Raw genomic sequence first — 22,689 nt, forward strand, 5'->3', positions numbered from 1 at the left:
TCAATAAAGTTGCACGCTGGCGTTTTGTTGCGCAAAATGCTCCCGCACTGGTGATTTAACCATAAGAAAAGACTGACCTTCGGTCACCGGCGCACCCGTACCACCACTGGATAACTATTTGAAACGCCTAAAAATAAACTACATTCTCATCGGTGTTGTTACCTTGCTTCTGGCGCTCGCCCTGTGGCCCAATATTGCCTGGCGCGGTGGCCAGGGAGGGCAGCTCGAAGAGATCAAATCCCGTGGCGAGCTGCGTATCAGTACGCTGAACACGCCGCTAACCTATTTCACCACCAAACAGGGGCCGGGTGGGCTCGATTACGAGCTGGCGAAACGCTTCGCCAATTACTTGGGCGTGAAGCTGGTGGTGATCCCGCACAACAATATCAATGACCTGTTTGACGATCTGGACGATGACGACACCGACCTGCTGGCCGCAGGCCTGATCTACAACCAGGATCGCCTCAGCCGCGCACGCACCGGCCCGGCCTATTATTCCGTATCCCAGCAGTTGGTCTATCGCCTGGGCACCCCACGGCCAAAAACCTTTGCCGATATTAAAGGCAAGCTGGCGGTCGCCTCCGGTTCCGCGCACGTCAGCACGCTGAAACAGCTTAAGCAAAGTAAATTTCCGGACCTCAGTTGGGAAGCCTCCAGCGATCTGACCTCAAAAGAGCTGCTGGAACAGGTGGCCGACGGCAAACTGGACTATACCCTGGGCGATTCTGTGACTATCGCCCTGCTGCAGCGCATCCACCCGCAATTGGCGGTTGCGTTCGACGTCACCGATGAAGAACCGGTCACCTGGTATCTGAAGCGCGGCAACGACGACAGCCTGTATGCGGCGATGCTGGATTTCTATAGCCAGATGGTGGACGACGGCACGCTGGCGCGGCTGGAAGAGAAGTATCTCGGCCACGTCGGCAGTTTCGATTATGTCGATACCAGAACCTTCCTGTCGGCCATCGACTCGGTGCTGCCGACCTTCCGCTCGTTGTTTGAAAAATACGCCAATGAGATCGACTGGAAATTGCTGGCGGCCATCGCCTATCAGGAGTCGCACTGGAACCCGCAGGCAACCTCCCCCACCGGCGTACGCGGCCTGATGATGCTGACGCGGGCCACCGCCGACGGCCTGGGGGTCAACGATCGTCTGGATCCCGAGGAAAGCATTCAGGGCGGCGCACTTTACCTGCAAAGGTTAATGGCCAAGGTGCCCGACAGCGTGCCGGAAGACGAACGCATCTGGTTCTCGCTGGCGGCGTACAACATGGGGTGGGGCCATATGCTCGACGCCCGCAAGCTGACCAAAATGCAAAAAGGCAACCCGGACAGCTGGGTGGACGTCAAACAGCGCCTGCCGATGCTCAGCCAAAAACGTTATTACCCACAGCTGACCTACGGCTATGCGCGCGGACGCGAAGCTTATAACTACGTGGAAAACATTCGCCGCTATCAGGTCAGCCTGGTCGGCTATCTGCAAGAAAAAGAGAGGAAGGCGGCGCAGGAAGCGGCCGAACAGGAGGCGCTAGGGAAAGGCTATCCGGTCGTGATACCGGAACTGGCGCTTAACCACTAATTACTCCGGCTTATCCGCCGCACGTTGCGCCAGCTTAAGCGCTTTTTTCTGCTCACGGCGCAGGCGGAAAAAGTTGCTCAGCGTCGCGGCGCATTCGTCCGCCAGCACGCCTGAAGCGATCTCCACCTGATGGTTCATGCCGGGATGGCGCAAAATATCCACCAGCGACCCTGCCGCACCGGTTTTCACATCGGCCGCGCCGTACACCAGCCGACGAATGCGGCTGTGAACCATTGCGCCGGCGCACATCACGCACGGCTCCAGGGTGACATACAACGTGGCATTCAACAGGCGATAGTTCTGTAACACCGTTCCGCCCTGCCGCAGCGCCATGATCTCCGCATGCGCGGTAGGATCGTGACGGCCAATCGGCCGGTTCCAGCCTTCGCCAATCACCTGATTGTCCAGCACCAGCAGCGCACCCACCGGCACCTCGCCTTCTTCCTGAGCACGCTGGGCAAACAGCAACGCCTGGCGCATCCAGTATTCATCGTTATATTCAGTCATCGCATAATTCCTCGTGCGCTTTTGCGGCGGGCATTATACACAGTAGGTGCGCTGCATGCTGCGCCCGCGTTAACCGGGGTGAATATATTCGCCCCTGCCTGCCGTGAGCGGAGTCGAACGCTGCGGCTTGAAATGCAACGGGTATATACTGAACGAATAGCGATGTTATCAGGGATAAGAAACATGAAATTCAGCAAGAAGAACGCCGCCGTGGTACGCAAAGCCCTGAACGGCTGGGTCGGCGAAGGCGCGCTGACGGCGCAACAACAAGAACAGTTGTTGCAGCATGTGGAAGTACAGCCTTTCGACTGGCGGCGGCTGGCGCGTTATGCCTTTCTCGCCGCGCTGGCCTCGCTGATCATTGCCATCACCAGCCTGTTCGCCGACAGCGATCTGTTGGACTGGCTGAGCGGCTTGTTCCGCTTCGATGCGCCGGTTCGCATGGCGATGGTCGGCATACTGGCCGCGCTGGCCTATACCTGGGCCTTGCGCCGTCGTCGCCGTCATCCGGAAAAACGCTACGGTAATGAGGCCGCGCTGTTCATTGCCGTGATCTTCACTGCCTGCGCTCTGTGGCAAATGGGCGTCTGGCTGGACAACGGCAGTGGCCGGGTTTCATTGCTGCTGATATTCGCCGCTCTGCTTTACGGCGTGATTGGCTGGTTCAGCCGCTCCGGACTGGTGTGGTGGTTTGCCCTGTTGTCGCTCGGCAACGCCTTCGGCGCTGAAACCGGTTACCTTTCCGGCTGGGGCGCTTACTGGCTGGGCATGAGCTTCCCGATTCGCTTTATCGCCTTCGGCGCAGTCCTGATCGCCGCAGCATTGCTGCTGCAACCGCTGCTTGCACGGCGTGGGCTGGAGCGGGTTTCGCTGGCGATGGGGCTGCTGTATTTGTTTATCGCCCTGTGGCTGCTGTCGATCTTCGGCAATTATGGCGATCTTGACAGCTGGTATAGCGTGCGCCAGATCGAACTGTTCCACTGGAGCCTGCTGTTCGGCATCGCCGCCGCAGTGGTCATCTGGCTGGGGCTGAAACGTGATGACGCCATGCTGCGCGGATTCGGTCTGACCTTCCTGTGCATCAACCTTTATACCCGCTTCTTCGAGTTTTTCTGGGACAGCATGCCCAAGGCGATGTTCTTTGTGGTGCTCGGTCTGAGCCTGTGGGCGCTGGGGCACTATGCAGAGAAGATATGGCAACTGGGACGCAAGCCGCACGATCTGACCGATGATTAAGGCGTTATGGCCGCCGTCTTTCACGCTGCAATTCAAAAACCCGAGGGGATATAAACGGCAAAGGGCGGAAATCCGCCCCTTTGCTTACTCCAACTGCTGCAATTCCCCCAGCTTACTGACCCGCCAGCGGTGCTCGCAGAAATACAGCAGCGGGTTGTCCTGCTTGCTGTCACTGTAACCGCTGTACAACCTGAGCGGCGCGCCGAGACGCTGCTCCAGTTGCATCACTTTCTGGACGCCAAGACAGCGCATAGTCAACACCCAGCCGCCGTAACTGCGCACAATGCGGCTGCCGACCAGGCGCACCCGCGACAGGAAAGCGGAGTCCCGATAAACCTGCTCCACCAGCCGTTCCGGAGAACCTGTAATCAACCACACCTGTGCATCGTGCACATCGAGGTACTGACGCAGGCGCATTTGCACCACCGGAAACGCGGTCACCTTGTCGCGGAAATAGCTGACGAACTGCCGTTCCAGCGCCGTTAACCTGGCCTCCGACCGGCCAAAGGTGATCGACCACAGCAAGACGCTCATCGGCCAGCGCGCCCCATCACCAGCATCGCCAACCCGACCACCGGCAGCAGCGGTACCACCAACAGCAGGTTCAGCGGCAGGTGACGCAGCAAGAAACGCAAGAAACTGCCAAACATGTCTTCCTGATGCAGCGTACCGTCCAGATCAAAGAACACCACGCGGCGGCCTTCCACGGCCTCCTGGCTCTGTTTCTCGCTCAAGCGTTACTCCTCAGGATCGTTGAATCCCATTATCCAGGTGAAAATAAATCCAGCCACAATCGTAATCACCATACCGGCCAGATACAACATCACCTTACCCGAGACAATGGTCAGCGCCAAAGGCAAACCCGAGATACCGAAGGTAATCACCGTCGCCACTTTCCAGTAGCTGATCAGTGCGCCCCCCACAGCGCCGCCGAGGCAGGCGGCAATAAAAGGCTTACCCAGCGGCAGGGTCACGCCGAAAATCAGCGGTTCGCCAATGCCGAGAATACCGACCGGCAGCGCCCCTTTGATCACTTTTTTCAGGCGCGCGTTGCGGGTTTTCATTAATACCGCCAATGCAGCCCCCACTTGCCCCACTCCCGCCATCGCCAGGATCGGCAGCAGCGGGTTGGAGCCGTGCGCCTGTACCAGCTCGACATGTATCGGCACCAATCCCTGATGCAGACCGGACAGCACCAGCGGCAGGAACAACCCGGACAGTACCGCGCCCACCAGCAACCCGCCCTTGTCGATCGCCAGATTGGCACCGTGGGCGATGGCGTCCGAAATGTAGCCGCCGAGCGGTTGCAAAATCATAATCGCCAGCGACGCGGTCACCAACGTGGTCAACAGCGGATTGAGGATAAGCTCGATCGACTCCGGCAGCAGGTTGCGCAGACGTTTTTCCACCCAACACATCAGCGCCACCACCAGCAGCACCGCAATCACCCCGCCGCGCCCCGGCTGCAACGCCTCGCCGAACAGCGTAATCTGCGCCAGCGCCGGGCTGGAGAGAATGCCGGCCATCACGCCGCCCATCGCCTGCGAACCGCCAAACACTCGGGCGGCGTTGACTCCCACCAAAATGTTCATGATGGCGAACACCGCGCTGCCGAAAATCGCCAGCAACCCAAGTACGTTGGGGTAGTTAACCGCCAGCTCGCCGGCGATGTCGGGCCGCTTCAGCAGGTTGATGATGCCGGTAATCAGGCCCGAGGCAATGAACGCCGGTATCAGCGGGATAAAAACATCGGCCAGTTTTTTCAGTGCGCCGCTCATCGGGGCTGCGTATTTCTGCTTGGCCTGCGCTTTGGTACGAGCGATATCATCACCGCCCGCCAACACGGCGGGAGCACCATTGAGCAGCGAACGCATGGCGTCCACTACCTTGGCGGCGGCGCCCGGACCGACAATAAACTGATGCTGATCGCCCTGCTTGATATAGCCCTTAACGCCCGGCAACTGCTTGAGTGCCGGTAAATCCAGGCGCAGTTCGTCGCGGACTTCGACGCGAACCCGCGTCATGCAGTTCTCCAGCCTGAGGATATTCCCCTCGCCGCCAATCCCCGCCAGTATCTGTGTTGCCAGTGCCGTTGTCTTGTCCATCGCCCGCCCCAAGTGTGGTTTAACGCGTCAATGCCGCGCGCAAATAGCCATCGTGCTGCTGCAAGCGACGCTGCGCTTCTTCAGCGCCAATACCGGCCAGAATCATCAGAATCGCCGGTTTGACTTCAAAACCGGTCTGCGTCAGCGCCGCCTCCGCCTGGCCACGTTCGGCGCCGGTGGCTTCCACGACGATGCGGCAGGCGCGATCCACCAGTTTTACGTTAGTGGCTTTCACGTCCACCATCAGGTTCTGATATACCTTGCCCAGTTTGACCATCGCGCCGGTCGACAGCATGTTCAGCACCAGTTTTTGCGCGGTGCCGGATTTCATGCGCGTCGAGCCGGTCAACGCCTCCGGCCCCACCACCGGTGAAATCGCCACCTGCGCTTCGTGGGCAATGGGTGAATCCGGATTACAGGAAATCGCCGCCGTCGGGCACCCCAACTGACGCGCGTAGCGCAAGGCGCCGATCACATAAGGCGTACGCCCGGATGCCGCCAGCCCCACCACCATGTCGGTGGCCGCCAGCGACAGCGCTTTCAAATCGGCCTCTCCCAAGGCTGCATCATCTTCTGCGCCTTCTACCGCCTTCAGCAGCGCGCCCGGGCCACCGGCTATCAGCCCAACAACCCTGCCATGCGGCACGCCGAAGGTAGGTGGACATTCGGAGGCGTCAAGCACGCCAAGACGGCCGCTGGTACCCGCCCCCAGATAAATCAACCGGCCGCCGGCCTTCAACGCCGCCGCCGCCAGATCCACCGCTTCCGCTATGGCCGGGAGCACTTTTTCAATCGCTTCCGGTACCTTGCGGTCTTCCCGGTTAAAGCAACTCACCATCTCCAACGTAGACATTTCATCCAGCTCCATGGTGGCTGGGTTACGGGTTTCAGATACCAATGCGCCTAAGTTCATTTATTTACCTTTGAATTTTTAATTCCAAACATTAAAACATTATTTGAATATTTTATTCATTAAAGCGAGCACTATTTGCTATTTTAAACACCGGGTCACAAAAAATTTTCACTGCACGTTTTCGCCATCGGCATGGCAGAATACCCGCTCGTAACACAGGTGCGCGTTCAAATGGCCCCAGCCCTTCGGGTCTCGCCCCAAAAGCCCGTATTCTGCGTCGTCGGGCTTAAACATAGGTCCGCTCCGCCTTGATTACGGACTTCTGGGTCTGCGACGGTGCCACGATCAATTATGGGACACAACCTTATGAGTACCCTTCTTCGCATTCGTCAGATGTATCCGACACTGGCTCAAAACGACCGCAAACTGGCGGATTTCCTGCTGCATAATGCCCAGCAGGCGCGCCATCTCAGCTCGCAAAAGCTGGCCCAGTTGGCTGGGGTCAGTCAGTCAAGCGTGGTGAAATTTGCTCAGAAGATGGGCTACAAAGGCTTCCCTGCATTGAAGCTGGCGCTGAGCGAAACCCTGGCCCAGCCACAGGCTGAGCCGGCGGTCACCGTGCATAACCGTATCCTCAGCAGCGATGCGCTGAAAACGGTCGGTGAAAAGCTGTTGGTGGAAAAGCAGTCTGCATTGCGCGCCACGCTGGATATCAATAGCGAAGAGCGTCTGCATCAGGCGCTGGATATGCTGCGTCAGGCGCGAAGGATCATTTTGGTGGGGATCGGCGCTTCCGGGTTGGTCGCCAAGGATTTCTCCTACAAGCTGCTGAAAATTGGCGTGATGGCGATAGCTGAGCCGGATATGCACGTCCAACTGGCGGCAGTACAGGCGCTGGATAAGCGGGATTTGCTGCTGGCGATCTCATTCAGCGGAGAACGGCGGGAAATCAACCTGGCGGCGGAAGAAGCCCGCCTGGCCGGCGCCAAGGTGCTGGCATTGACCAGTTTCTCGCCGAACGGGCTGCAGCAACGCGCCGATCACTGTCTGTATACCATCGCAGAAGAACCCAACACCCGCAGCGCCGCTATTTCTTCCAGCACCGCCCAGTTCGCCCTCACCGACCTGCTGTTTATGGCCTTGATTCAGCACGATCTCGATCATGCCCGCGACCGTATCAAACACAGCGAACAGTTAGTGAAAAAACTGGTTTAGACGTTATAATCCGCGCTGCGCAAAATACCCCTATTAATGATGAGAGATAAACCATGGCCCTGCTAATCACACGCAAATGCATCAACTGCGATATGTGCGAGCCGGAATGCCCGAATCAGGCCATTTCGATGGGGGAGGATATCTACCAGATCGACACCGATCGCTGCACCGAGTGCGTTGGCCATTACGATATCCCAACCTGCCAGCAGGTATGCCCGATCGATAACACCATTGTCGTCAACCCGCAGTACCGTGAAAGCAACGAACAGCTGTGGGACAAGTTTGTAGTGCTGCATCACGCCGAGCGGCTGTAACCGCCACCTTCCGATCGACAAGGGCGCCAACAGGCGCCCTCAGCCAGCTGACAAAGCCCGTTATTAGGGAGAGCGTGCCGAAGGGGTCGTAACGGCCTTGGCCGTCGGAGCGCCCCTCGGTGCGCTAGGCCCGGGTATCTCGGACTCAAAGACAACTTTGTCATCAACCTCAGGGCGCCAACAGGCGCCCTTTTGTTTTACGGCCGATACCGCGTTACCCTTCGATAATTACCGTGGCGCAGGCATAACGGCGTTCATCCGCCAGCGAAACGTGGATGGCGGTAACGCCCATCTCCTGTGCCAGCTCGGCGGCGCGAGCATGCAGGCGAATGTTCGGCTTGCCAAGACCGTCATTGAAGACTTCAAACTGATTAAATGCCAGCCCGTTGCGGATGCCGGTACCGAAAGCCTTGGCGGCCGCTTCTTTCACCGCGAAGCGCTTGGCGAGAAAACGTACCGGCTGCTGATGCTGCTGATACACCTCCCACTCGGCCGCGCTCAGCACACGGCGTGCCAGACGATCGCCGCTGCGCTCCACCACCGCTTCGATGCGCGCCATCTCAACGATATCGGTACCCAGCCCCAGCACTGCCATTAGCGACGTGCTTCCCGCATCAGCAATTTCATGTCGGCAACCGCTGCCGGCAACCCACTCATTACTGCCTGGCCGATAATGGCGTGCCCGATATTCAGTTCATACATCTCTGGCAACGCAGCTATCGGTTGAACATTATGGTAAGTCAGGCCATGACCGGCATTGACCTTCAGGCCCTTGCCGGCGGCATAGGTAGCCGCGACCGCAATACGATGCAGCTCGGCCTTCACCGCCATCTCGCCTGTAGCTTCGGCATAGGCACCGGTATGGATTTCAATATAGGGAGCGCCAACCGCCACCGCCGCATCAATCTGGCGATGATCCGGGTCGATAAACAACGACACCAGAATGCCGGCCTGCGCCAGGCGCTCCACCGCCACGGCCATTTTGTCCTGTTGCCCGGCAACGTCCAGCCCACCCTCGGTGGTAACTTCTTCGCGCTTTTCCGGCACCAGACAACAAAACTGCGGTTTCAGTTCAATGGCGATATCCAACATTTCGTCGGTCACGGCCATTTCAAGATTCATGCGCGTCTGGATGGTTTGACGCAGAATACGCACGTCGCGATCGGTGATGTGGCGGCGGTCTTCACGCAGGTGCACGGTAATCCCGTCAGCCCCCGCCTGTTCGGCGATAAATGCCGCCTGAACCGGATCCGGATATTGGGTTCCGCGCGCGTTACGTAACGTGGCGATGTGATCGATATTAACGCCCAGCAGCAAATCAGCCATGACAACCCTCTAAAAACGATTTTCAGTGCCAGCAGTTTACACGCGGGCGCAGGGCCGCAAAAGGGGAAAAGGTCAGGCGTCGTCGACCGGCGTATCCGGCTGCTTGCGAACGAACTGACGAAACAGTTCGCGGCTCTTCAGCGGTTTGCCGCCCAGATAGGGTTTTAGCGCCATGCGGGTGAAGCGCTTGGCGGCACGCAAGGTTTGCACATCGGGGAACTGACGCTCTGCCAGCGCACGCAGCTCGCGGCCGGTAAAGCTGTAATGGTCCACCACCAGGCTGGCGATAAAGCCCTTTTCCTCGCGGTAACGGTAGGTCATACCGTCATCCACCGGCTGGCCGCTGCCGGCGCAGTGCAGGAAATCGAGGCCATAGCCCAGGTGATTCAGCAATGCCAATTCGAACTGGCGCAGCGCCTGCTCCGGGGAAATGTCTTCCGCCGCCAGCGCCTGCAAACATTGCAGGTAATCGAAGAATAATACCGAGTAGTTGGCTTCCTGCTCCAGCACCCGCGACAGCAGTTCGTTCACGTACAGGCCGCTGTACAGCATCATGCCGCTAAGGGGTAAACCGAGGGAAACCGCTTCGGCGTTACGCAGCGTTTTCACTTCGCCACGGCCGCCCCAGCGCACTAACAGGGGAGTAAAGGGTTGCAGACACCCCTTTAGATTGGAGCGGCGGCTGCGCGCGCCTTTTGCCAGCAAGCGCACCCGCCCATGGCCTTCCGTGAACATGTCCAGCATCAGGCTGGTTTCACTGTACGGTCGCCCATGCAGGACGAAAGCGCGCTCCCAGCCGTCCATTGGAGAGGTTATTTCAGGTCGTCGGTATAGCCCAGGCTACGCAGCGCACGTTCGTCGTCCGCCCAGCCCGATTTCACTTTCACCCACAGTTCCAGATGCACTTTGGTTTCAAACATCTGTTCCATGTCGTGGCGAGCTTCGATACCGATCGTTTTGATCTTCGAGCCTTTGTTGCCGATGACCATTTTCTTCTGGCCTTCGCGCTCAACCAGAATCAGCCCGTGCACGTTGTAACCGCCCCGCTCATTCGGCACAAACTGTTCGATCTCAACCGTAACCGAGTAAGGCAGTTCTTCACCCAGGAAACGCATCAGCTTTTCGCGGATGATTTCCGACGCCATAAAGCGCTGAGAGCGGTCGGTGATGTAATCGTCCGGGAAGTGGTGTTCCGCTTCCGGCAGCACCTTGCGCGCGATAGCGGCGATAGTGTCCACATTCATGCCTTTTTCGGCAGAAATTGGCACCACGTCGAGGAAATTCATCTGCTGGCTGAGGAACGCAATGTGCGGCAACAGCTTGGATTTGTCGGTAACGTTGTCGACCTTGTTGATCGCCAGCAGGACCGGGCATTTCAGACTGCGCAGCTTGTTGACCACCATTTCATCGTCGGCAGTCCAGTTAGTGCCTTCGACTACGAAGATCACCAGCTCTACGTCGCCGATTGAGCTGCTGGCCGCGCGATTCATCAAACGGTTGATGGCGCGTTTTTCTTCGATATGCAGACCCGGGGTGTCGACGTAGATAGCCTGATAGGCGCCATCGGTGTCGATACCCATAATACGGTGACGGGTCGTCTGCGGTTTACGCGAGGTGATGGAGACTTTTTGCCCCAGCAGTTGGTTGAGCAACGTGGATTTGCCCACGTTGGGACGACCGACTATCGCAATAAAACCACAGTATTGTTTTTCTTCGCTCATTCAAGCTCCAGCTTTTTCAACGCTTGTTCCGCTGCTGCCTGTTCGGCTTTACGGCGGCTTGAGCCGGTACCCACTACAGGTTCGCTCAAACCACTCACCTGGCAGTGGATAGTAAACTCCTGATCGTGCGCCTCACCGCGAACCTGCACCACCAGATAAGAAGGCAACGGCAGATGACGACCTTGTAAAAACTCCTGCAAGCGGGTTTTCGGGTCTTTCTGCTTATCACCGGGGCTGATTTCGTCCAACCGGCTGCGATACCAGTCCAAAATCAGTCGTTCGACGTTTTGGATATCGCTATCCAGGAACACGCCGCCAATTAATGCCTCCACCGTATCCGCCAGGATTGATTCGCGGCGGAATCCACCACTTTTCAACTCACCCGGCCCGAGACGCAGACATTCGCCCAGGTCGAACTCGCGCGCCATCTCTGCCAGCGTATTACCGCGCACCAGCGTGGCACGCATGCGGCTCATATCGCCCTCGTCTACGCGAGGAAAACGATGGTAGAGCGCATTGGCGATGACAAAACTAAGAATAGAGTCACCCAGAAACTCAAGACGTTCATTGTGTTTACTGCTGGCGCTACGGTGAGTCAACGCTTGCAGTAAGAGCTCCTGCTGTTGAAAAGTGTAGCCCAGCTTCCGCTGCAGCCTGTTTATTACGATGGGGTTCATGAGTTACCAATAGATCAAGAATGCGTCAAAAACTTGCAGCATACGGAACAGGCCTGCTTCGCCGAAAGCCAATCCAAAGCTGTTTCGTTTGCAGTGGCTCCCAACAGGGAGCCAACTTTTTATCGCTCGAGGAGGTATTCTACAACGAGTGGAAATATAATGCTGCGTTTATAAGCTCGCGATTAATGAATTCCACCGATACGGCTAAACCTTACGCCGGTTGGCCATTCACCTTCCTGCTTTTCAAAACTCATCCAGATAGCCGTGGCTTTACCCACCAGATTTTTCTCCGGTACGAAGCCCCAATAACGGCTGTCGGCGCTGTTGTCGCGGTTATCACCCATCATGAAGTAATGCCCCGCCGGCACAACCCATTCCGCCAGTTGCTTACCCGGCTGCTGGTAGTAAGCGCCCACCTGATCCTGCGTGCCCGGCACGGTCAGAATATGGTGAGAGACAGTGCCCAGCGTTTCCTGGCGCTCGCGCAGGCGGATACCGCCCTGCGGCACGTTATCGCTCAAGGGGATCTGGTAGAAACCGTTGCTGGCTTCGCCCATGCCGCTACGGCTGAACATCTGTACAAAATCGCTTGGTTGCGCATCGGTGTATGTCACCGCCAGTGCGGTATCGCAAGACTGGCCGTTATTACAGGATGGCTGAACGGTCACGCGTTTATTAACTGGATCGTAAGACACCCGGTCACCCGGTAGCCCCACGACACGTTTGATATAATCCAACTTCGGATCCAGCGGATATTTAAATACCGCAATATCGCCGCGCTTCGGATGACCGGTTTCAATTAGCGTGGTCTGGGTAATCGGATCTTTAATGCCATAGGCATATTTCTCCACCAGAATAAAATCGCCAATCAACAACGTCGGCATCATTGAACCTGATGGGATCTGGAAAGGTTCGTAAATAAACGAACGCACCACAAACACCAGCAGCAATACCGGGAAAACCGATGCGCCGGTTTCGATCCAACCTGGCTGCTTCGCCACTTTCGCCAACGTTTTATCGTCTACGGCGCCCGTAGCCTGTGCATTCACCGCCGCAATCTTCTCCCGGCGGGCCGGCGCCCATTTAAAGCGCTCAAAAGCCCATATGATCCCGGTAACCAATGTGGCTATGGCCAGGATCAAGGCAAACATATTCGCCATGCAAACTCCCTAATTACGCGACCTTATCGCGATTACTTGCTGTCTTTGCCCACGTGCAGAATGGCCAGGAACGCTTCTTGCGGCAACTCAACGTTACCGACCTGCTTCATGCGTTTCTTACCGTCCTTCTGTTTCTGCAACAGCTTCTTCTTACGGCTCACGTCACCGCCATAGCATTTAGCCAGAACGTTTTTACGCAACTGCTTCACCGTGGCACGCGCGATGATATGAGTGCCGATAGCGGCTTGGATCGCGATGTCGAATTGCTGACGCGGAATAAGCTCTTTCATCTTCTCCACCAGCTCACGACCACGGTACTGCGAGTTGTCGCGGTGGGTGATCAACGCCAGCGCATCCACGCGCTCGTTGTTGATCAGCACGTCGACACGCACCATGTCAGACGTCTGGAAACGTTTGAAGTTGTAATCCAGCGACGCGTAACCGCGAGAGGTGGATTTCAAACGGTCGAAGAAGTCGAGCACCACTTCTGCCATCGGGATTTCGTAGGTCAGCGCGACCTGGTTGCCGTGGTAGACCATGTTGGTCTGTACACCGCGTTTTTCGATACACAGCGTGATTACGTTGCCCAGGAATTCCTGCGGCATCAGCATGTGACACTCGGCGATCGGCTCGCGCAGCTCCATGATATTGTTCAGCGGCGGCAGCTTGGATGGGCTGTCGACGTAAATGGTTTCTTTGCCGGTGGTTTCAACTTCATACACTACCGTTGGGGCGGTGGTGATCAGTTCCAGATCGTATTCACGCTCCAGACGCTCCTGGATGATCTCCATGTGCAACAGGCCGAGGAAGCCGCAACGGAAGCCGAAGCCCAGCGCGGTGGAGCTCTCTGGCTCATAGAACAAGGATGCGTCGTTCAGGCTCAGTTTGCCCAACGCGTCGCGGAAGGCTTCATAATCGTCCGAGCTGATCGGGAACAGGCCTGCGTAAACCTGCGGCTTCACTTTTTTGAAGCCTGGCAGCGCCTTGTCTGCCGGTTGACGAGCCAGCGTCAGGGTATCGCCCACCGGCGCGCCCAAGATGTCTTTAATGGCGCAAACCAGCCAACCTACTTCGCCGCAGTTCAACACGTCGCGATCGACGCGTTTCGGGGTAAAGATCCCGAGGCGATCGGCGTTATAAGTCTGGCCGGTGCTCATCACCTTGATCTTGTCGCCCTTGCGCATCGTGCCGTTCTTGACACGCACAAGAGAAACTACGCCCAGATAGTTGTCGAACCAGGAGTCGATGATCAATGCCTGCAGCGGCGCTTCAGGATCGCCTTCCGGCGGTGGGATGTCGCGTACCAGGCGTTCGAGAACCTCTGGCACGCCAACGCCGGTTTTGGCCGAGCAGCGGACCGCATCGGTAGCGTCGATGCCAACGATGTCTTCAATTTCCTGTGCGGCGCGATCGGGATCGGCGGCCGGCAGGTCAATTTTGTTCAGTACCGGCACCACTTCCAGATCCATATCCAGCGCGGTGTAACAGTTGGCCAGCGTCTGAGCTTCTACGCCCTGCCCGGCATCCACCACCAGCAGGGCGCCTTCGCAGGCAGCCAGTGAACGAGAAACTTCGTAGGAGAAGTCAACGTGCCCTGGGGTGTCGATAAAGTTGAGCTGATAGGTTTGACCGTCTGTCGCCTTGTAGTCCAGCGTTACGCTTTGCGCTTTGATGGTAATGCCACGCTCACGCTCAAGATCCATAGAATCAAGCACCTGCGCAGCCATTTCGCGTTCGCTCAAGCCACCGCAGATTTGGATAATACGGTCGGACAGCGTCGACTTACCGTGGTCAATATGGGCAATAATGGAGAAATTTCGTATATGCTTCATTATAAAAGTTTTTCTGCCTTGGTATTTCTGAATTACTCGCCTATAGAAACCCGTATGGACCTAAAGCGACAGTGAATGGGTTCGGCCGTCTTCCGCCTGAATCGCAGCATTCTACATGCCACAACACTGAAAACCTAGCGATCGGTGCAGTGAAGGCATTCTATTATGCGCACTTTAGTGTTACACGGCGCTCCAGGTTGTGAAAGAAGATGTTAACAAAAGCCGATGAATGAAAAACCACTGCTTGCGCCACCGAATCAACGGAAATCATGTGCTGCGCATACCTTCATCTTCGGCGCTAATACATAACCGCCGATAACGCAATAAACCCCTTCCTAAATCAGAAATAAATAATAGTGGGATCAACATCTTAGAATTGCCTTTCTCCCTGCCGGCTTTCGGAAAATACCCATATACGCTCTTCGGCGCCTCCTATAGAAATGGGACAGAACTCCGCGACAAAATATTATTCAGGGCACTACATCGGCATGCCCACCGGAGTTCACCAGCATATCTCTGTACGTTGATTGGAAGGTGCATAATGATCGATAAAGGGCAAATGCTGAGCCGGCACGATTTTTCCAAGGTCAATTGGGGCATTCTGGCAGCGGCAGCGCTGCTGTTAACTGTCGGTGCGGCGCTGCTGTTGCTGCCGCTGCTGAGCAACATGGATGAAAATGCGGTACTGACCTTGCTGCAAACCGGCGCAGCCACTATTTTACTCGGCGGTAGTCTGCTGGCGTTGCGCCACTACCTGCGGCCAACGCTGACTTATCGCCTGTATGAGCACGGCGTTCGGGTGATTAATGACCATAGCCACAAAGAACGGTTTATCCCTTTTGAAAAAATTGGCGATATTTATCGTTTTCGCGGTGGGCGCTTGTTTGGCGGGTTGTGCAACGTGATGGCATTTCGTACTACTGCCGAACAACCCTGGTGCACAGTGTTCAGCAATCTGTCCCATTCCTGGCGGTTGGCCGATGTCATTATCAGCCAACAAATCCAACTGCGTGGACCACAGGCGCTGAATGCGCTTTATCAGGGTGAAGTGCTATCGTTTAGCTATCTGAATTGCAGTGCCCTCTGGCTGAACCATTTACTGCCTGGCAAGCGCAGGAAGCAAACGCCCCAAACGCTGCGGCTGAGCGCTACGGCGCTGATCACGCCGCAGGAGAGTATTCCGATTGAGCAGATCCGCACGCTGGAGAATAACACGCAGCGCGGCATCATCCGCCTGCTGGATAATCAGGGCAAGGCGCTGTTTACGGTCGGGTATTTTTCGCTGCTCAGTGCCGATCTATTTATGGCGCTGCTGGAGCATATGATCTACAACCGCATCCCCGCCTATCATAATCCGGCGATGACGCGGCAGCAGTTTTAGCGCAGGGGTTCACTGTCCGTCTGCAGGCGCATGGCCCCAGGCGGCAAACCGATTTGCAGAACGACAGGTTGGTAATTCGCCTGTTCGCCGAGGCGGTGCGCCAGGCTACGCGCCAACATAAAGGCCGCGCCACCGCCAAGCAGCGCGCCGAGCGCCGCAGAGGCATCGGTGCCCAGCCAGTATTGCAGCAGACTCCCTCCTAGCATCATACCCAGCAAAGGCGTCAGATAGACCAGCATAGCCGAACGCAGCAGGCTGCCCTCGGCGATACCCACTTCAACCCGCTGGCCCGGCTCAAGCGGCTGCTCGATACGCACCTGCAACTGATGTTCGGTTTCCGGCACCAGTTCGTTCAACGCGCGCGCGCCACAGCCCGAACGGGCATTGCAACTGCCGCAGCCGGCTTTGGGTTCGCAGCGCAGCAGCGCCACGCCCTGTTGCCACGAAACCACCGTGGCCCACTCTTTCATCATTGTGGTGACACCTTGAAGGAAATACTGTCAGCGATACGCTTGGCCGTCGCCGGCGGCAGTTCGCCAACGATGGTGATCTCGTTGCCGTTACGCACTTCAGTCTGAATAGTACGCCGCCCTTGGCGATAATACTGCTGACCGGCACCGCTGCCCGCTGGGCTGACGTTGACCGAGAAGCTGAACAGACCATCGCTGTATAGCCGCGTCTCGACAGGTTCGGTCACGTTCGGCAGTTTACGGCGATTACGCGCCACTTCATCCACGCCGGCCGGCAACCAGCCAGTGCTCCAGCCCAGTTTGACGTTATCTACCGCAGGAAGCGACAGCAAAGGCGGCAGATTAGCCTTGATCAGCCCCTGCATCACGCCTTGCACTTCCGGCCCCACCACAAACGAAATCACCCGATATTGCTCCAGCGTTTCGCCATCGCGATCGAGTAAATCCACCCGCAGCGGCAGCTTGGTATCCACATCCATCCAGACAATATAGCTGTAGCGCGAACCATCACGCGCAACCACACGGATCACCTCGCAGGGACGATCGGAGATTCGGGTGCTGCCGACAGAGATGAAATCGTAATATTTCGCCAGGCGGTCAAAATCGGCGTAGACGATAGCCGGCAACGCATCGACGATATGATCGCCAGACAGCGTGAAGGGCTCCAGACCTGGCTCAAAATAGCTGATGCCCTCACCGCGTTGCAATACTTCACGGCGCGGCCCATCCATATGCAAAAGTTGACCCAGTGGCTGCTTGTCGATTACCGCATGGCGGTAACGCAGCGACTCAATCCCCTGCTTGCTGATGCTGATATAGGCGAGTTCGTAATTGAGTGAACGGCTGGCACTGCTCATCTGTTGTAACAACGCCCCGGACGCAGTGGGCTGCGCCGGGGCGATGCTTGAATAGAGCAGGCTGCCCGTCAATAGACAGACGGAGAACCAAAGTTGCTTCATTACTGCTGTTGCATTCCTAAAGACTGGGTTCCGGGAACCTGAACGGCAGCCTGTTGTGGGTTGCTTTGCTCAAGCTGCAGCTGATCGGAATGCAAACGGCGTTGCAATTCATAATCCTGCAGCATGGCGTTAATACGCTTGCGCTGTTCCTGCACCTGCTGCTGTTGCCCGCTGCCGGTGGAGAAACTGTCTGCCGGTACGCCGAGGCTAACCGGTGACGCCTGTCCCATGATCGGCAGGGTGTTGAACGCCGGTGATTCAGCTGCGCCAGACTGCGCTGCCGGTTGATTGTAGTGCTGTACGCCTACAATCACCGCCAGCGAAACGCAGGCGGCCATGCCAATCTGAGTGATCTGGCTGGCCCAGGGACGCACTTTGTCCCAGAACGGCATTTTCTGCCAGGTGTGCGGTTGCGGCTGAGACTCCGGTACTGCTGAAGGAACCAGACGTGCGGGTTCTTTCTCAAGTGCAGCAGCAACACGATCTGCGATATCGAGATGCATTACTTGTCCGATATCACCCCGTAGTGTGTCACGTATCAGGTGATAGCTCTGCCAGGTTTGTTGAAGCGATCTGTCATTTGACAATGAGCTCAGCAGCTCAGTGTCGAGCGATTCTCCATCCATCAGAGCGGAAAGCTTTTCTTTCTGCATGCCTAAGTACCCTTCCTGTGTCCGCCATTGCTAACGTTGAATCAGCGGTTGAACTTTATTATCGATAGCCTCCCTGGCGCGGAAAATACGCGAACGTACGGTTCCTACCGGGCAATCCATGATGGCTGCTATCTCTTCGTAGCTTAGACCATCCAGCTCCCGCAGGGTAATCGCCATGCGAAGATCCTCGGGGAGAGACTCAATGGTACGGAAAACTATCTGTCTCAGCTCTTCTGACAACATTAAGTTCTCAGGGTTCGAAATTTCTTTCAGTGCTCCCGCACTTTCGTAATTTTCAGCATCGTTGGCATCCACATCGCTGGATGGCGGACGACGCCCCTGAGCAACCAGATAATTCTTTGCCGTGTTCACGGCAATTCGATACAACCAGGTATAGAAAGCGCTATCCCCACGGAATGATTCCAGTGCGCGATAGGCTTTAATAAACGACTCCTGCACCACATCGGGCACATCGCCCTGCGGTACATATCGGGAAACCAGGCTCGCAACCTTATGCTGGTAACGCACTACCAGTAAGTTAAACGATTTCTGATCGCCTTTTTGGACCCGCTCAACCAGAACTTGATCCGTTAACTGCTCGCTCATCCGAGGTAAATTCTCCCCAAATCCGTCTCCACGCGTAAAATTGTACTGCCAGCCATACATTATTTTCCTGAGCAAGCACTCGCTTGGAGTTCATACAGAACACGAAGTTCCGTATCGCCATTGTTTTTTCTGTTGATGTCATCCAATCCGTGGCTTTTGCCCGGACAATTAGGCTAACATGAATTTCACTCTTCTTCTGCACACATCATACGTTATGCAACCATCATCTGAACATGTTAGCGATGTCTTGATCGTCGGCAGCGGTGCTGCGGGCTTGTCACTGGCTCTGCGCCTGGCGCAGCATTGCAAGGTTACTGTACTCAGCAAGGGGCCGCTCAACGAAGGCGCCACATTTTATGCCCAAGGCGGGATCGCCGCGGTTTTCGATGAGACGGACAGTATTGCCTCACACGTTGATGACACTTTGATTGCCGGAGCCGGCCTGTGTGACAAGGACGCCGTTGAGTTTATCGCCGGCAATGCGCGCCACTGCGTGCAATGGCTTATCGATCAGGGCGTATTGTTCGACACCGAAGTCAATGCTCAGGGCGAGGAACATTACCACCTGACGCGTGAGGGGGGGCACAGCCACCGCCGTATTCTGCATGCCGCCGATGCTACAGGTAAAGAAGTAGAGACCACCCTGGTAGGGAAAGCAAGCACCCACCCTAATATTTGCGTGATGGAGCGCCGTAACGCGGTCGATCTGATTACTTCGAACAAAATCGGCCTGCCGGGCACCCGCCGCGTGGTCGGTGCCTATGTCTGGAACCGCGAGCTGGAGCAGGTGGAAACCTACCGCGCCAAAACGGTAGTGCTGGCCACCGGCGGGGCAGCCAAGGTGTATCAGTACACCACCAACCCGGACATCTCGTCCGGGGATGGTATCGCCATGGCCTGGCGCGCCGGCTGTCGGGTCGCCAACCTTGAATTTAACCAGTTCCACCCGACCTGCCTGTTCCACCCGCAGGCGCGCAATTTCCTGCTGACCGAAGCGCTGCGTGGCGAAGGCGCCTATCTGAAACGGCCGGACGGCAGCCGCTTTATGCCCGATTTTGACCCGCGGGGCGAACTGGCACCGCGCGATATTGTAGCGCGCGCCATCGACCACGAAATGAAACGCCTGGGTGCGGATTGCATGTATCTGGATATCAGCCATAAACCGGCTGAATTCATTACCCAGCACTTCCCGATGATCCATGAAAAATTGCTGACGCTGGGTTTCGATCTGACAAAACAACCGATCCCTATCGTGCCCGCCGCGCATTACACCTGCGGCGGCGTCATGGTCGATCAGCACGGCCGTACCGATCTGGACGGGCTTTACGCCATTGGCGAAGTCAGTTACACCGGCCTGCACGGCGCCAATCGCATGGCGTCCAACTCGCTGCTGGAATGCCTGGTCTACGGCTGGTCGGCGGCAGAGGACATCAAACTGCGCCTGCCGTTTATCAAGCTGGCTAAACAGTTGCCGCAGTGGGATGAAAGCCGTGTAGACGATGCGGATGAGCGGGTGGTGATTCAGCACAACTGGCATGAGCTGCGACTATTTATGTGGGACTATGTCGGGATCGTGCGCACCACCAAAAGGCTGGAGCGTGCGCTGCGCCGCATCAATACGCTGCAGGCCGAAATCGATGAGTACTACGCCAACTTCCGTATTTCCAACAATCTGCTGGAGTTGCGTAACCTGGTGCAGGTAGCGGAACTGATCGTCCGCAGCGCCATGGAACGCAAAGAAAGCCGCGGGCTGCACTATACGCTGGACTATCCGGATATGTTGCCAGAAGCGCTGCCGACCATACTGCAACCATGATTGACACCGCCGGGGCGCCCTGGCGGTGTCAGTAAAAAAGATAAAAATCGGTAATCAGGCGACGGAAATCATCGGTGTAACTGCCGTCGGCCTGTTTAATCGCCAGGCTTTGCTCTGTTTTTTCTTCGGCCGGCTGACGCGTCAGCACCAACAACACCCGGTGCAGCGGCGTATCGGCACGGTCGCTGACGTTCAATCGCTGCGCAGTATGCCAGCCACGCCGGTGCGCATTACTTTCAAATGCCTCACCAATATCATGCGGCAGCACCACGCAAAAAGCGCCCCGCTCAGCGATCAGTTGCTCAGCGCTGACCAGCAAGGCATCGTGAGTCAGGGTTTCGGTATAGCGTGCATTGTGGCGCGCCTGATCGCGGCAGGCGACCGCCGGCTCGAAATACGGCGGGTTGCTGACGATCAGGTCATACTCACCCGCATGATGCCGGGCAAAATGGTGAATATCCTGCGCATGTACCCGAATGCGCTGCGGCCACGGGGATTCCAGCACGTTGTCACGCGCTTGTTCGGCGGCGGCCTCGTCCAACTCCACCGCATCGATCAGTACGTTATCGGCCGATCTTTGCGCCAGCATCAGCGCAATAAGCCCACTGCCGCTGCCGATATCCAGCACCCGCCGCGCCTGCGCCAGCGGTGCCCAGGCGCCGAGCAGCACGCCGTCGGTACCCACTTTCATTGCGCAACGATCGTGAGCAACAAAAAATTGTTTGAAGGTAAAACCGCCGCGACGCGGGGTAAAATTTGCTTTCGATTGATTGCTCACAATAACCACCTGGATACAAAACTGGCGTAGCATAAGGCAATCTGATTTGTGGGAAAAGAGCTGCTTTCCGCTTAAATAGGTGAAGAACGCGGCCAACCCGTCTATAATCGGCGCCCCAAGTAGAGGTAGACCATGACAGCAACCAATTTTTCCGAACTCGATCTCGATGAACGCCTGATAAAAGCCCTGAGCGATAAAGGCTACGAACGCCCGACCGCCATTCAAGCCGAGGCTATCCCACCTGCGATGGATGGGCGCGACGTATTGGGTTCGGCGCCAACCGGCACCGGCAAGACCGCCGCATTTTTGCTGCCGGTATTGCAGCATCTGCTGGACTTTCCACGCAAGAAGTCCGGCCCACCGCGCGTACTGATCCTCACCCCGACGCGCGAACTGGCGATGCAGGTAGCCGACCAGGCACGTGAGCTGGCTGCCCATACTTCGCTGGATATCGCCACCATTACCGGCGGCGTCGCCTATATGAACCACGCGGAAGTCTTCAGCGAAAACCAGGATGTGGTGGTCGCCACCACCGGTCGCCTGCTGCAATACATCAAAGAAGAAAACTTCGACTGTCGCGCGGTAGAAACGCTGATCCTCGATGAAGCCGACCGCATGCTGGACATGGGCTTCGCGCAGGATATCGAAACCATTTCCGCCGAAACCCGCTGGCGCAACCAGACCCTGCTGTTCTCCGCAACGCTGGAAGGCGATGCCATCCGCGAATTCGCCGAGCGTATTCTGAAGGAGCCAGTGGAAATTGAAGCCGACCCTTCACGCCGCGAACGCAAAAAGATCCTGCAGTGGTACTACCGTGCCGACGACGTGCAGCATAAAACCGCCATTCTGGTGCATTTGCTGCAACAGCCGGACGTGCTGAAATCCGTGATCTTCGTCCGCAAACGCGAGCGCGTGCACGAGCTGGCGGCCTGGCTGCGCGAGGCAGGCATCAACACCTGCTATCTCGAAGGCGAAATGGTGCAGGCCAAGCGCAACGAAGCGGTAAAACGCATGATGGACGGCCGCGTCAACGTGCTGGTCGCCACCGACGTTGCCGCCCGTGGTCTGGATATCCTGGATATCACCCACGTGTTCAACTTCGACATGCCGCGTACTGCGGACACCTATCTGCACCGCATTGGCCGCACCGGCCGCGCTGGGCGCAAAGGTACCGCGATTTCGCTGGTTGAAGCGCACGATCACCTGCTGTTGGGCAAAGTGGGCCGTTACCTGAACGAACCGCTGAAAGCGCGTGTGATCGATGAACTGCGTCCGTCAACCAAAGTGCCGAGCGAAAAGAGCAACGGCAAACCTTCGAAGAAGGTGCTGGCCAAGCGTGCGGAAGACAAAGAAAAGAACAAAGAAAAAGCCAAGGTGAAAGTACGTCATCGCGATGCGAAAAACGTGGGCAAACGTCGCCAGCCAAAGGCCAAGCCTGAGAGCAACGGCGCGAAGTAATGCTGCCGCTGTGAATAAAAAACGCCGTCACTCACCTGAAGGC

23 protein-coding genes and 1 pseudogene are annotated in these 22,689 nt (G+C 56.9%); 7 read left to right on the forward strand and 17 right to left on the reverse strand.

The genetic code is table 11. The features are described from left to right. Window positions 1-118 precede the first annotated feature (118 nt). Entirely contained in the window at window positions 119-1,579 is a 1,461-nt protein-coding gene (gene mltF, locus SERAS12_RS19205; RefSeq protein WP_013814169.1) for a membrane-bound lytic murein transglycosylase MltF, read from the forward strand. Here the strand turns inward: mltF and tadA are convergent, their stop codons facing one another. Further along, complete coding sequence (gene tadA / locus SERAS12_RS19210; RefSeq protein ID WP_013814170.1) at window positions 1,580-2,086, reverse strand: tRNA adenosine(34) deaminase TadA; 507 nt, start codon at window positions 2,084-2,086, stop codon at window positions 1,580-1,582. Between the two features lie 183 nt (window positions 2,087-2,269). On the opposite strand from tadA, the gene SERAS12_RS19215 reads away from it, so the two are divergent. Beyond that, a complete protein-coding gene (locus SERAS12_RS19215) occupies window positions 2,270-3,322 on the forward strand; it encodes a DUF2157 domain-containing protein (protein ID WP_013814171.1) in 1,053 nt (350 codons plus the stop codon). Window positions 3,323-3,406: 84 nt separating this feature from the next. Here the strand turns inward: SERAS12_RS19215 and yfhb are convergent. From yfhb to SERAS12_RS26705, 4 genes and pseudogenes are all read right to left on the reverse strand, one after another. Continuing rightward, window positions 3,407-4,056: pseudogene (yfhb, locus tag SERAS12_RS19220) on the reverse strand (phosphatidylglycerophosphatase C). A 3-nt stretch (window positions 4,057-4,059) separates the two neighbouring features. After that, window positions 4,060-5,427, reverse strand: coding sequence for a PTS transporter subunit EIIC (locus SERAS12_RS19225; RefSeq protein WP_013814172.1), 1,368 nt, complete (start codon window positions 5,425-5,427; stop codon window positions 4,060-4,062). Between the two features lie 19 nt (window positions 5,428-5,446). Continuing rightward, entirely contained in the window at window positions 5,447-6,340 is an 894-nt protein-coding gene (gene murQ, locus SERAS12_RS19230) for an N-acetylmuramic acid 6-phosphate etherase (RefSeq protein ID WP_013814173.1), read from the reverse strand. Between the two features lie 108 nt (window positions 6,341-6,448). Then, window positions 6,449-6,574, reverse strand: a complete 126-nt coding sequence (locus SERAS12_RS26705; protein ID WP_013814174.1) for a hypothetical protein — start codon at window positions 6,572-6,574, stop codon at window positions 6,449-6,451. A gap of 72 nt (window positions 6,575-6,646) precedes the next feature. On the opposite strand from SERAS12_RS26705, the gene SERAS12_RS19235 reads away from it, so the two are divergent. Continuing rightward, window positions 6,647-7,495, forward strand: coding sequence for a MurR/RpiR family transcriptional regulator (locus SERAS12_RS19235; RefSeq protein ID WP_004952146.1), 849 nt, complete (start codon window positions 6,647-6,649; stop codon window positions 7,493-7,495). Between the two features lie 53 nt (window positions 7,496-7,548). Continuing rightward, window positions 7,549-7,809, forward strand: a complete 261-nt coding sequence (locus tag SERAS12_RS19240; protein WP_013814175.1) for a YfhL family 4Fe-4S dicluster ferredoxin — start codon at window positions 7,549-7,551, stop codon at window positions 7,807-7,809. Window positions 7,810-8,023: 214 nt separating this feature from the next. On the opposite strand, the gene acpS is transcribed toward SERAS12_RS19240, so the two are convergent. The 7 genes from acpS to lepA all read right to left on the reverse strand — a co-directional run bounded on the left by acpS (window position 8,024) and on the right by lepA (window position 14,525). Beyond that, entirely contained in the window at window positions 8,024-8,404 is a 381-nt protein-coding gene (gene acpS, locus SERAS12_RS19245) for a holo-ACP synthase (RefSeq protein WP_006318461.1), read from the reverse strand. Next, the gene (gene pdxJ, locus SERAS12_RS19250) at window positions 8,404-9,135 is read right to left on the reverse strand and encodes a pyridoxine 5'-phosphate synthase (RefSeq protein ID WP_013814176.1); all 732 of its coding nucleotides are present in this window, start codon (window positions 9,133-9,135) and stop codon (window positions 8,404-8,406) included. Before pdxJ ends, acpS begins: the two co-directional genes overlap by 1 nt. A gap of 72 nt (window positions 9,136-9,207) precedes the next feature. Beyond that, window positions 9,208-9,939: a DNA repair protein RecO gene (recO, locus tag SERAS12_RS19255; protein ID WP_013814177.1), complete on the reverse strand. Its 732-nt coding sequence runs from the start codon at window positions 9,937-9,939 to the stop codon at window positions 9,208-9,210. 8 nt (window positions 9,940-9,947) lie between these two features. Continuing rightward, complete coding sequence (gene era / locus SERAS12_RS19260; protein WP_013814178.1) at window positions 9,948-10,856, reverse strand: GTPase Era; 909 nt, start codon at window positions 10,854-10,856, stop codon at window positions 9,948-9,950. Then, a complete protein-coding gene (gene rnc / locus SERAS12_RS19265; protein WP_004953587.1) occupies window positions 10,853-11,533 on the reverse strand; it encodes a ribonuclease III in 681 nt (226 codons plus the stop codon). Before rnc ends, era begins: the two co-directional genes overlap by 4 nt. A gap of 182 nt (window positions 11,534-11,715) precedes the next feature. Further along, entirely contained in the window at window positions 11,716-12,693 is a 978-nt protein-coding gene (gene lepB / locus SERAS12_RS19270; RefSeq protein WP_013814179.1) for a signal peptidase I, read from the reverse strand. A 32-nt stretch (window positions 12,694-12,725) separates the two neighbouring features. Then, entirely contained in the window at window positions 12,726-14,525 is a 1,800-nt protein-coding gene (gene lepA / locus SERAS12_RS19275; RefSeq protein WP_006318464.1) for a translation elongation factor 4, read from the reverse strand. Between the two features lie 541 nt (window positions 14,526-15,066). Between lepA and SERAS12_RS19280 the strand changes: the two genes are divergently transcribed. After that, window positions 15,067-15,906 carry a hypothetical protein gene (locus SERAS12_RS19280; protein WP_013814180.1) on the forward strand — a complete coding sequence of 280 codons (840 nt, stop codon included), beginning with the start codon at window positions 15,067-15,069 and terminating at the stop codon, window positions 15,904-15,906. Here SERAS12_RS19280 and rseC read toward each other — a convergent pair. Genes rseC through rpoE form a run of 4 tightly spaced genes read right to left on the reverse strand, consistent with a single transcriptional unit; the run spans window position 15,903 to window position 18,594 of the window. Beyond that, a complete protein-coding gene (gene rseC, locus SERAS12_RS19285; protein ID WP_013814181.1) occupies window positions 15,903-16,379 on the reverse strand; it encodes a SoxR-reducing system protein RseC in 477 nt (158 codons plus the stop codon). The genes SERAS12_RS19280 and rseC overlap by 4 nt on opposite strands. After that, entirely contained in the window at window positions 16,376-17,335 is a 960-nt protein-coding gene (rseB, locus tag SERAS12_RS19290) for a sigma-E factor regulatory protein RseB (RefSeq protein ID WP_013814182.1), read from the reverse strand. Before rseB ends, rseC begins: the two co-directional genes overlap by 4 nt. Further along, on the reverse strand, window positions 17,335-17,988 hold the full coding sequence (gene rseA / locus SERAS12_RS19295) for an anti-sigma-E factor RseA (RefSeq protein WP_013814183.1): 654 nt from the start codon (window positions 17,986-17,988) through the stop codon (window positions 17,335-17,337). The genes rseB and rseA overlap by 1 nt, the downstream gene beginning before the upstream one ends. Window positions 17,989-18,018: 30 nt before the next feature. After that, window positions 18,019-18,594 (reverse strand): RNA polymerase sigma factor RpoE, encoded by a 576-nt coding sequence (rpoE, locus tag SERAS12_RS19300; RefSeq protein ID WP_004929136.1) that lies wholly within the window; start codon window positions 18,592-18,594, stop codon window positions 18,019-18,021. 214 nt (window positions 18,595-18,808) lie between these two features. Here rpoE and nadB point away from each other — a divergent pair, with 214 nt between their 5' ends. Then, a complete protein-coding gene (gene nadB / locus SERAS12_RS19305) occupies window positions 18,809-20,410 on the forward strand; it encodes an L-aspartate oxidase (RefSeq protein ID WP_174270193.1) in 1,602 nt (533 codons plus the stop codon). Between the two features lie 28 nt (window positions 20,411-20,438). Here the strand turns inward: nadB and SERAS12_RS19310 are convergent, their stop codons facing one another. After that, window positions 20,439-21,221 (reverse strand): tRNA1(Val) (adenine(37)-N6)-methyltransferase, encoded by a 783-nt coding sequence (locus SERAS12_RS19310; protein ID WP_013814186.1) that lies wholly within the window; start codon window positions 21,219-21,221, stop codon window positions 20,439-20,441. Window positions 21,222-21,320: 99 nt separating this feature from the next. On the opposite strand from SERAS12_RS19310, the gene srmB reads away from it, so the two are divergent. After that, complete coding sequence (gene srmB / locus SERAS12_RS19315) at window positions 21,321-22,646, forward strand: ATP-dependent RNA helicase SrmB (RefSeq protein WP_006327386.1); 1,326 nt, start codon at window positions 21,321-21,323, stop codon at window positions 22,644-22,646. The last annotated feature ends 43 nt before the right edge of the window (window positions 22,647-22,689 follow it).

The sequence above is a fragment of the Serratia sp. AS12 genome (assembly GCF_000214195.1).
GTDB classification, from domain to species: Bacteria; Pseudomonadota; Gammaproteobacteria; order Enterobacterales; family Enterobacteriaceae; genus Serratia; species Serratia plymuthica.

What these genes read in the sequence shown, in the direction of transcription:
- tadA (WP_013814170.1), bottom strand. Translation starts at nt 2,086, where the DNA reads ATGACTGAATATAACGATGAATACTGGATGCGCCAGGCGTTGCTGTTT.
- SERAS12_RS19215 (WP_013814171.1), top strand. Translation starts at nt 2,270, where the DNA reads ATGAAATTCAGCAAGAAGAACGCCGCCGTGGTACGCAAAGCCCTGAAC.
- SERAS12_RS19225 (WP_013814172.1), bottom strand. Translation starts at nt 5,427, where the DNA reads ATGGACAAGACAACGGCACTGGCAACACAGATACTGGCGGGGATTGGC.
- murQ (WP_013814173.1), bottom strand. Translation starts at nt 6,340, where the DNA reads ATGAACTTAGGCGCATTGGTATCTGAAACCCGTAACCCAGCCACCATG.
- SERAS12_RS26705 (WP_013814174.1), bottom strand. Translation starts at nt 6,574, where the DNA reads ATGTTTAAGCCCGACGACGCAGAATACGGGCTTTTGGGGCGAGACCCG.
- SERAS12_RS19235 (WP_004952146.1), top strand. Translation starts at nt 6,647, where the DNA reads ATGAGTACCCTTCTTCGCATTCGTCAGATGTATCCGACACTGGCTCAA.
- SERAS12_RS19240 (WP_013814175.1), top strand. Translation starts at nt 7,549, where the DNA reads ATGGCCCTGCTAATCACACGCAAATGCATCAACTGCGATATGTGCGAG.
- acpS (WP_006318461.1), bottom strand. Translation starts at nt 8,404, where the DNA reads ATGGCAGTGCTGGGGCTGGGTACCGATATCGTTGAGATGGCGCGCATC.
- pdxJ (WP_013814176.1), bottom strand. Translation starts at nt 9,135, where the DNA reads ATGGCTGATTTGCTGCTGGGCGTTAATATCGATCACATCGCCACGTTA.
- recO (WP_013814177.1), bottom strand. Translation starts at nt 9,939, where the DNA reads ATGGACGGCTGGGAGCGCGCTTTCGTCCTGCATGGGCGACCGTACAGT.
- era (WP_013814178.1), bottom strand. Translation starts at nt 10,856, where the DNA reads ATGAGCGAAGAAAAACAATACTGTGGTTTTATTGCGATAGTCGGTCGT.
- rnc (WP_004953587.1), bottom strand. Translation starts at nt 11,533, where the DNA reads ATGAACCCCATCGTAATAAACAGGCTGCAGCGGAAGCTGGGCTACACT.
- lepB (WP_013814179.1), bottom strand. Translation starts at nt 12,693, where the DNA reads ATGGCGAATATGTTTGCCTTGATCCTGGCCATAGCCACATTGGTTACC.
- lepA (WP_006318464.1), bottom strand. Translation starts at nt 14,525, where the DNA reads ATGAAGCATATACGAAATTTCTCCATTATTGCCCATATTGACCACGGT.
- SERAS12_RS19280 (WP_013814180.1), top strand. Translation starts at nt 15,067, where the DNA reads ATGATCGATAAAGGGCAAATGCTGAGCCGGCACGATTTTTCCAAGGTC.
- rseC (WP_013814181.1), bottom strand. Translation starts at nt 16,379, where the DNA reads ATGATGAAAGAGTGGGCCACGGTGGTTTCGTGGCAACAGGGCGTGGCG.
- rseB (WP_013814182.1), bottom strand. Translation starts at nt 17,335, where the DNA reads ATGAAGCAACTTTGGTTCTCCGTCTGTCTATTGACGGGCAGCCTGCTC.
- rseA (WP_013814183.1), bottom strand. Translation starts at nt 17,988, where the DNA reads ATGCAGAAAGAAAAGCTTTCCGCTCTGATGGATGGAGAATCGCTCGAC.
- rpoE (WP_004929136.1), bottom strand. Translation starts at nt 18,594, where the DNA reads ATGAGCGAGCAGTTAACGGATCAAGTTCTGGTTGAGCGGGTCCAAAAA.
- nadB (WP_174270193.1), top strand. Translation starts at nt 18,809, where the DNA reads ATGCAACCATCATCTGAACATGTTAGCGATGTCTTGATCGTCGGCAGC.
- SERAS12_RS19310 (WP_013814186.1), bottom strand. Translation starts at nt 21,221, where the DNA reads ATGCTACGCCAGTTTTGTATCCAGGTGGTTATTGTGAGCAATCAATCG.
- srmB (WP_006327386.1), top strand. Translation starts at nt 21,321, where the DNA reads ATGACAGCAACCAATTTTTCCGAACTCGATCTCGATGAACGCCTGATA.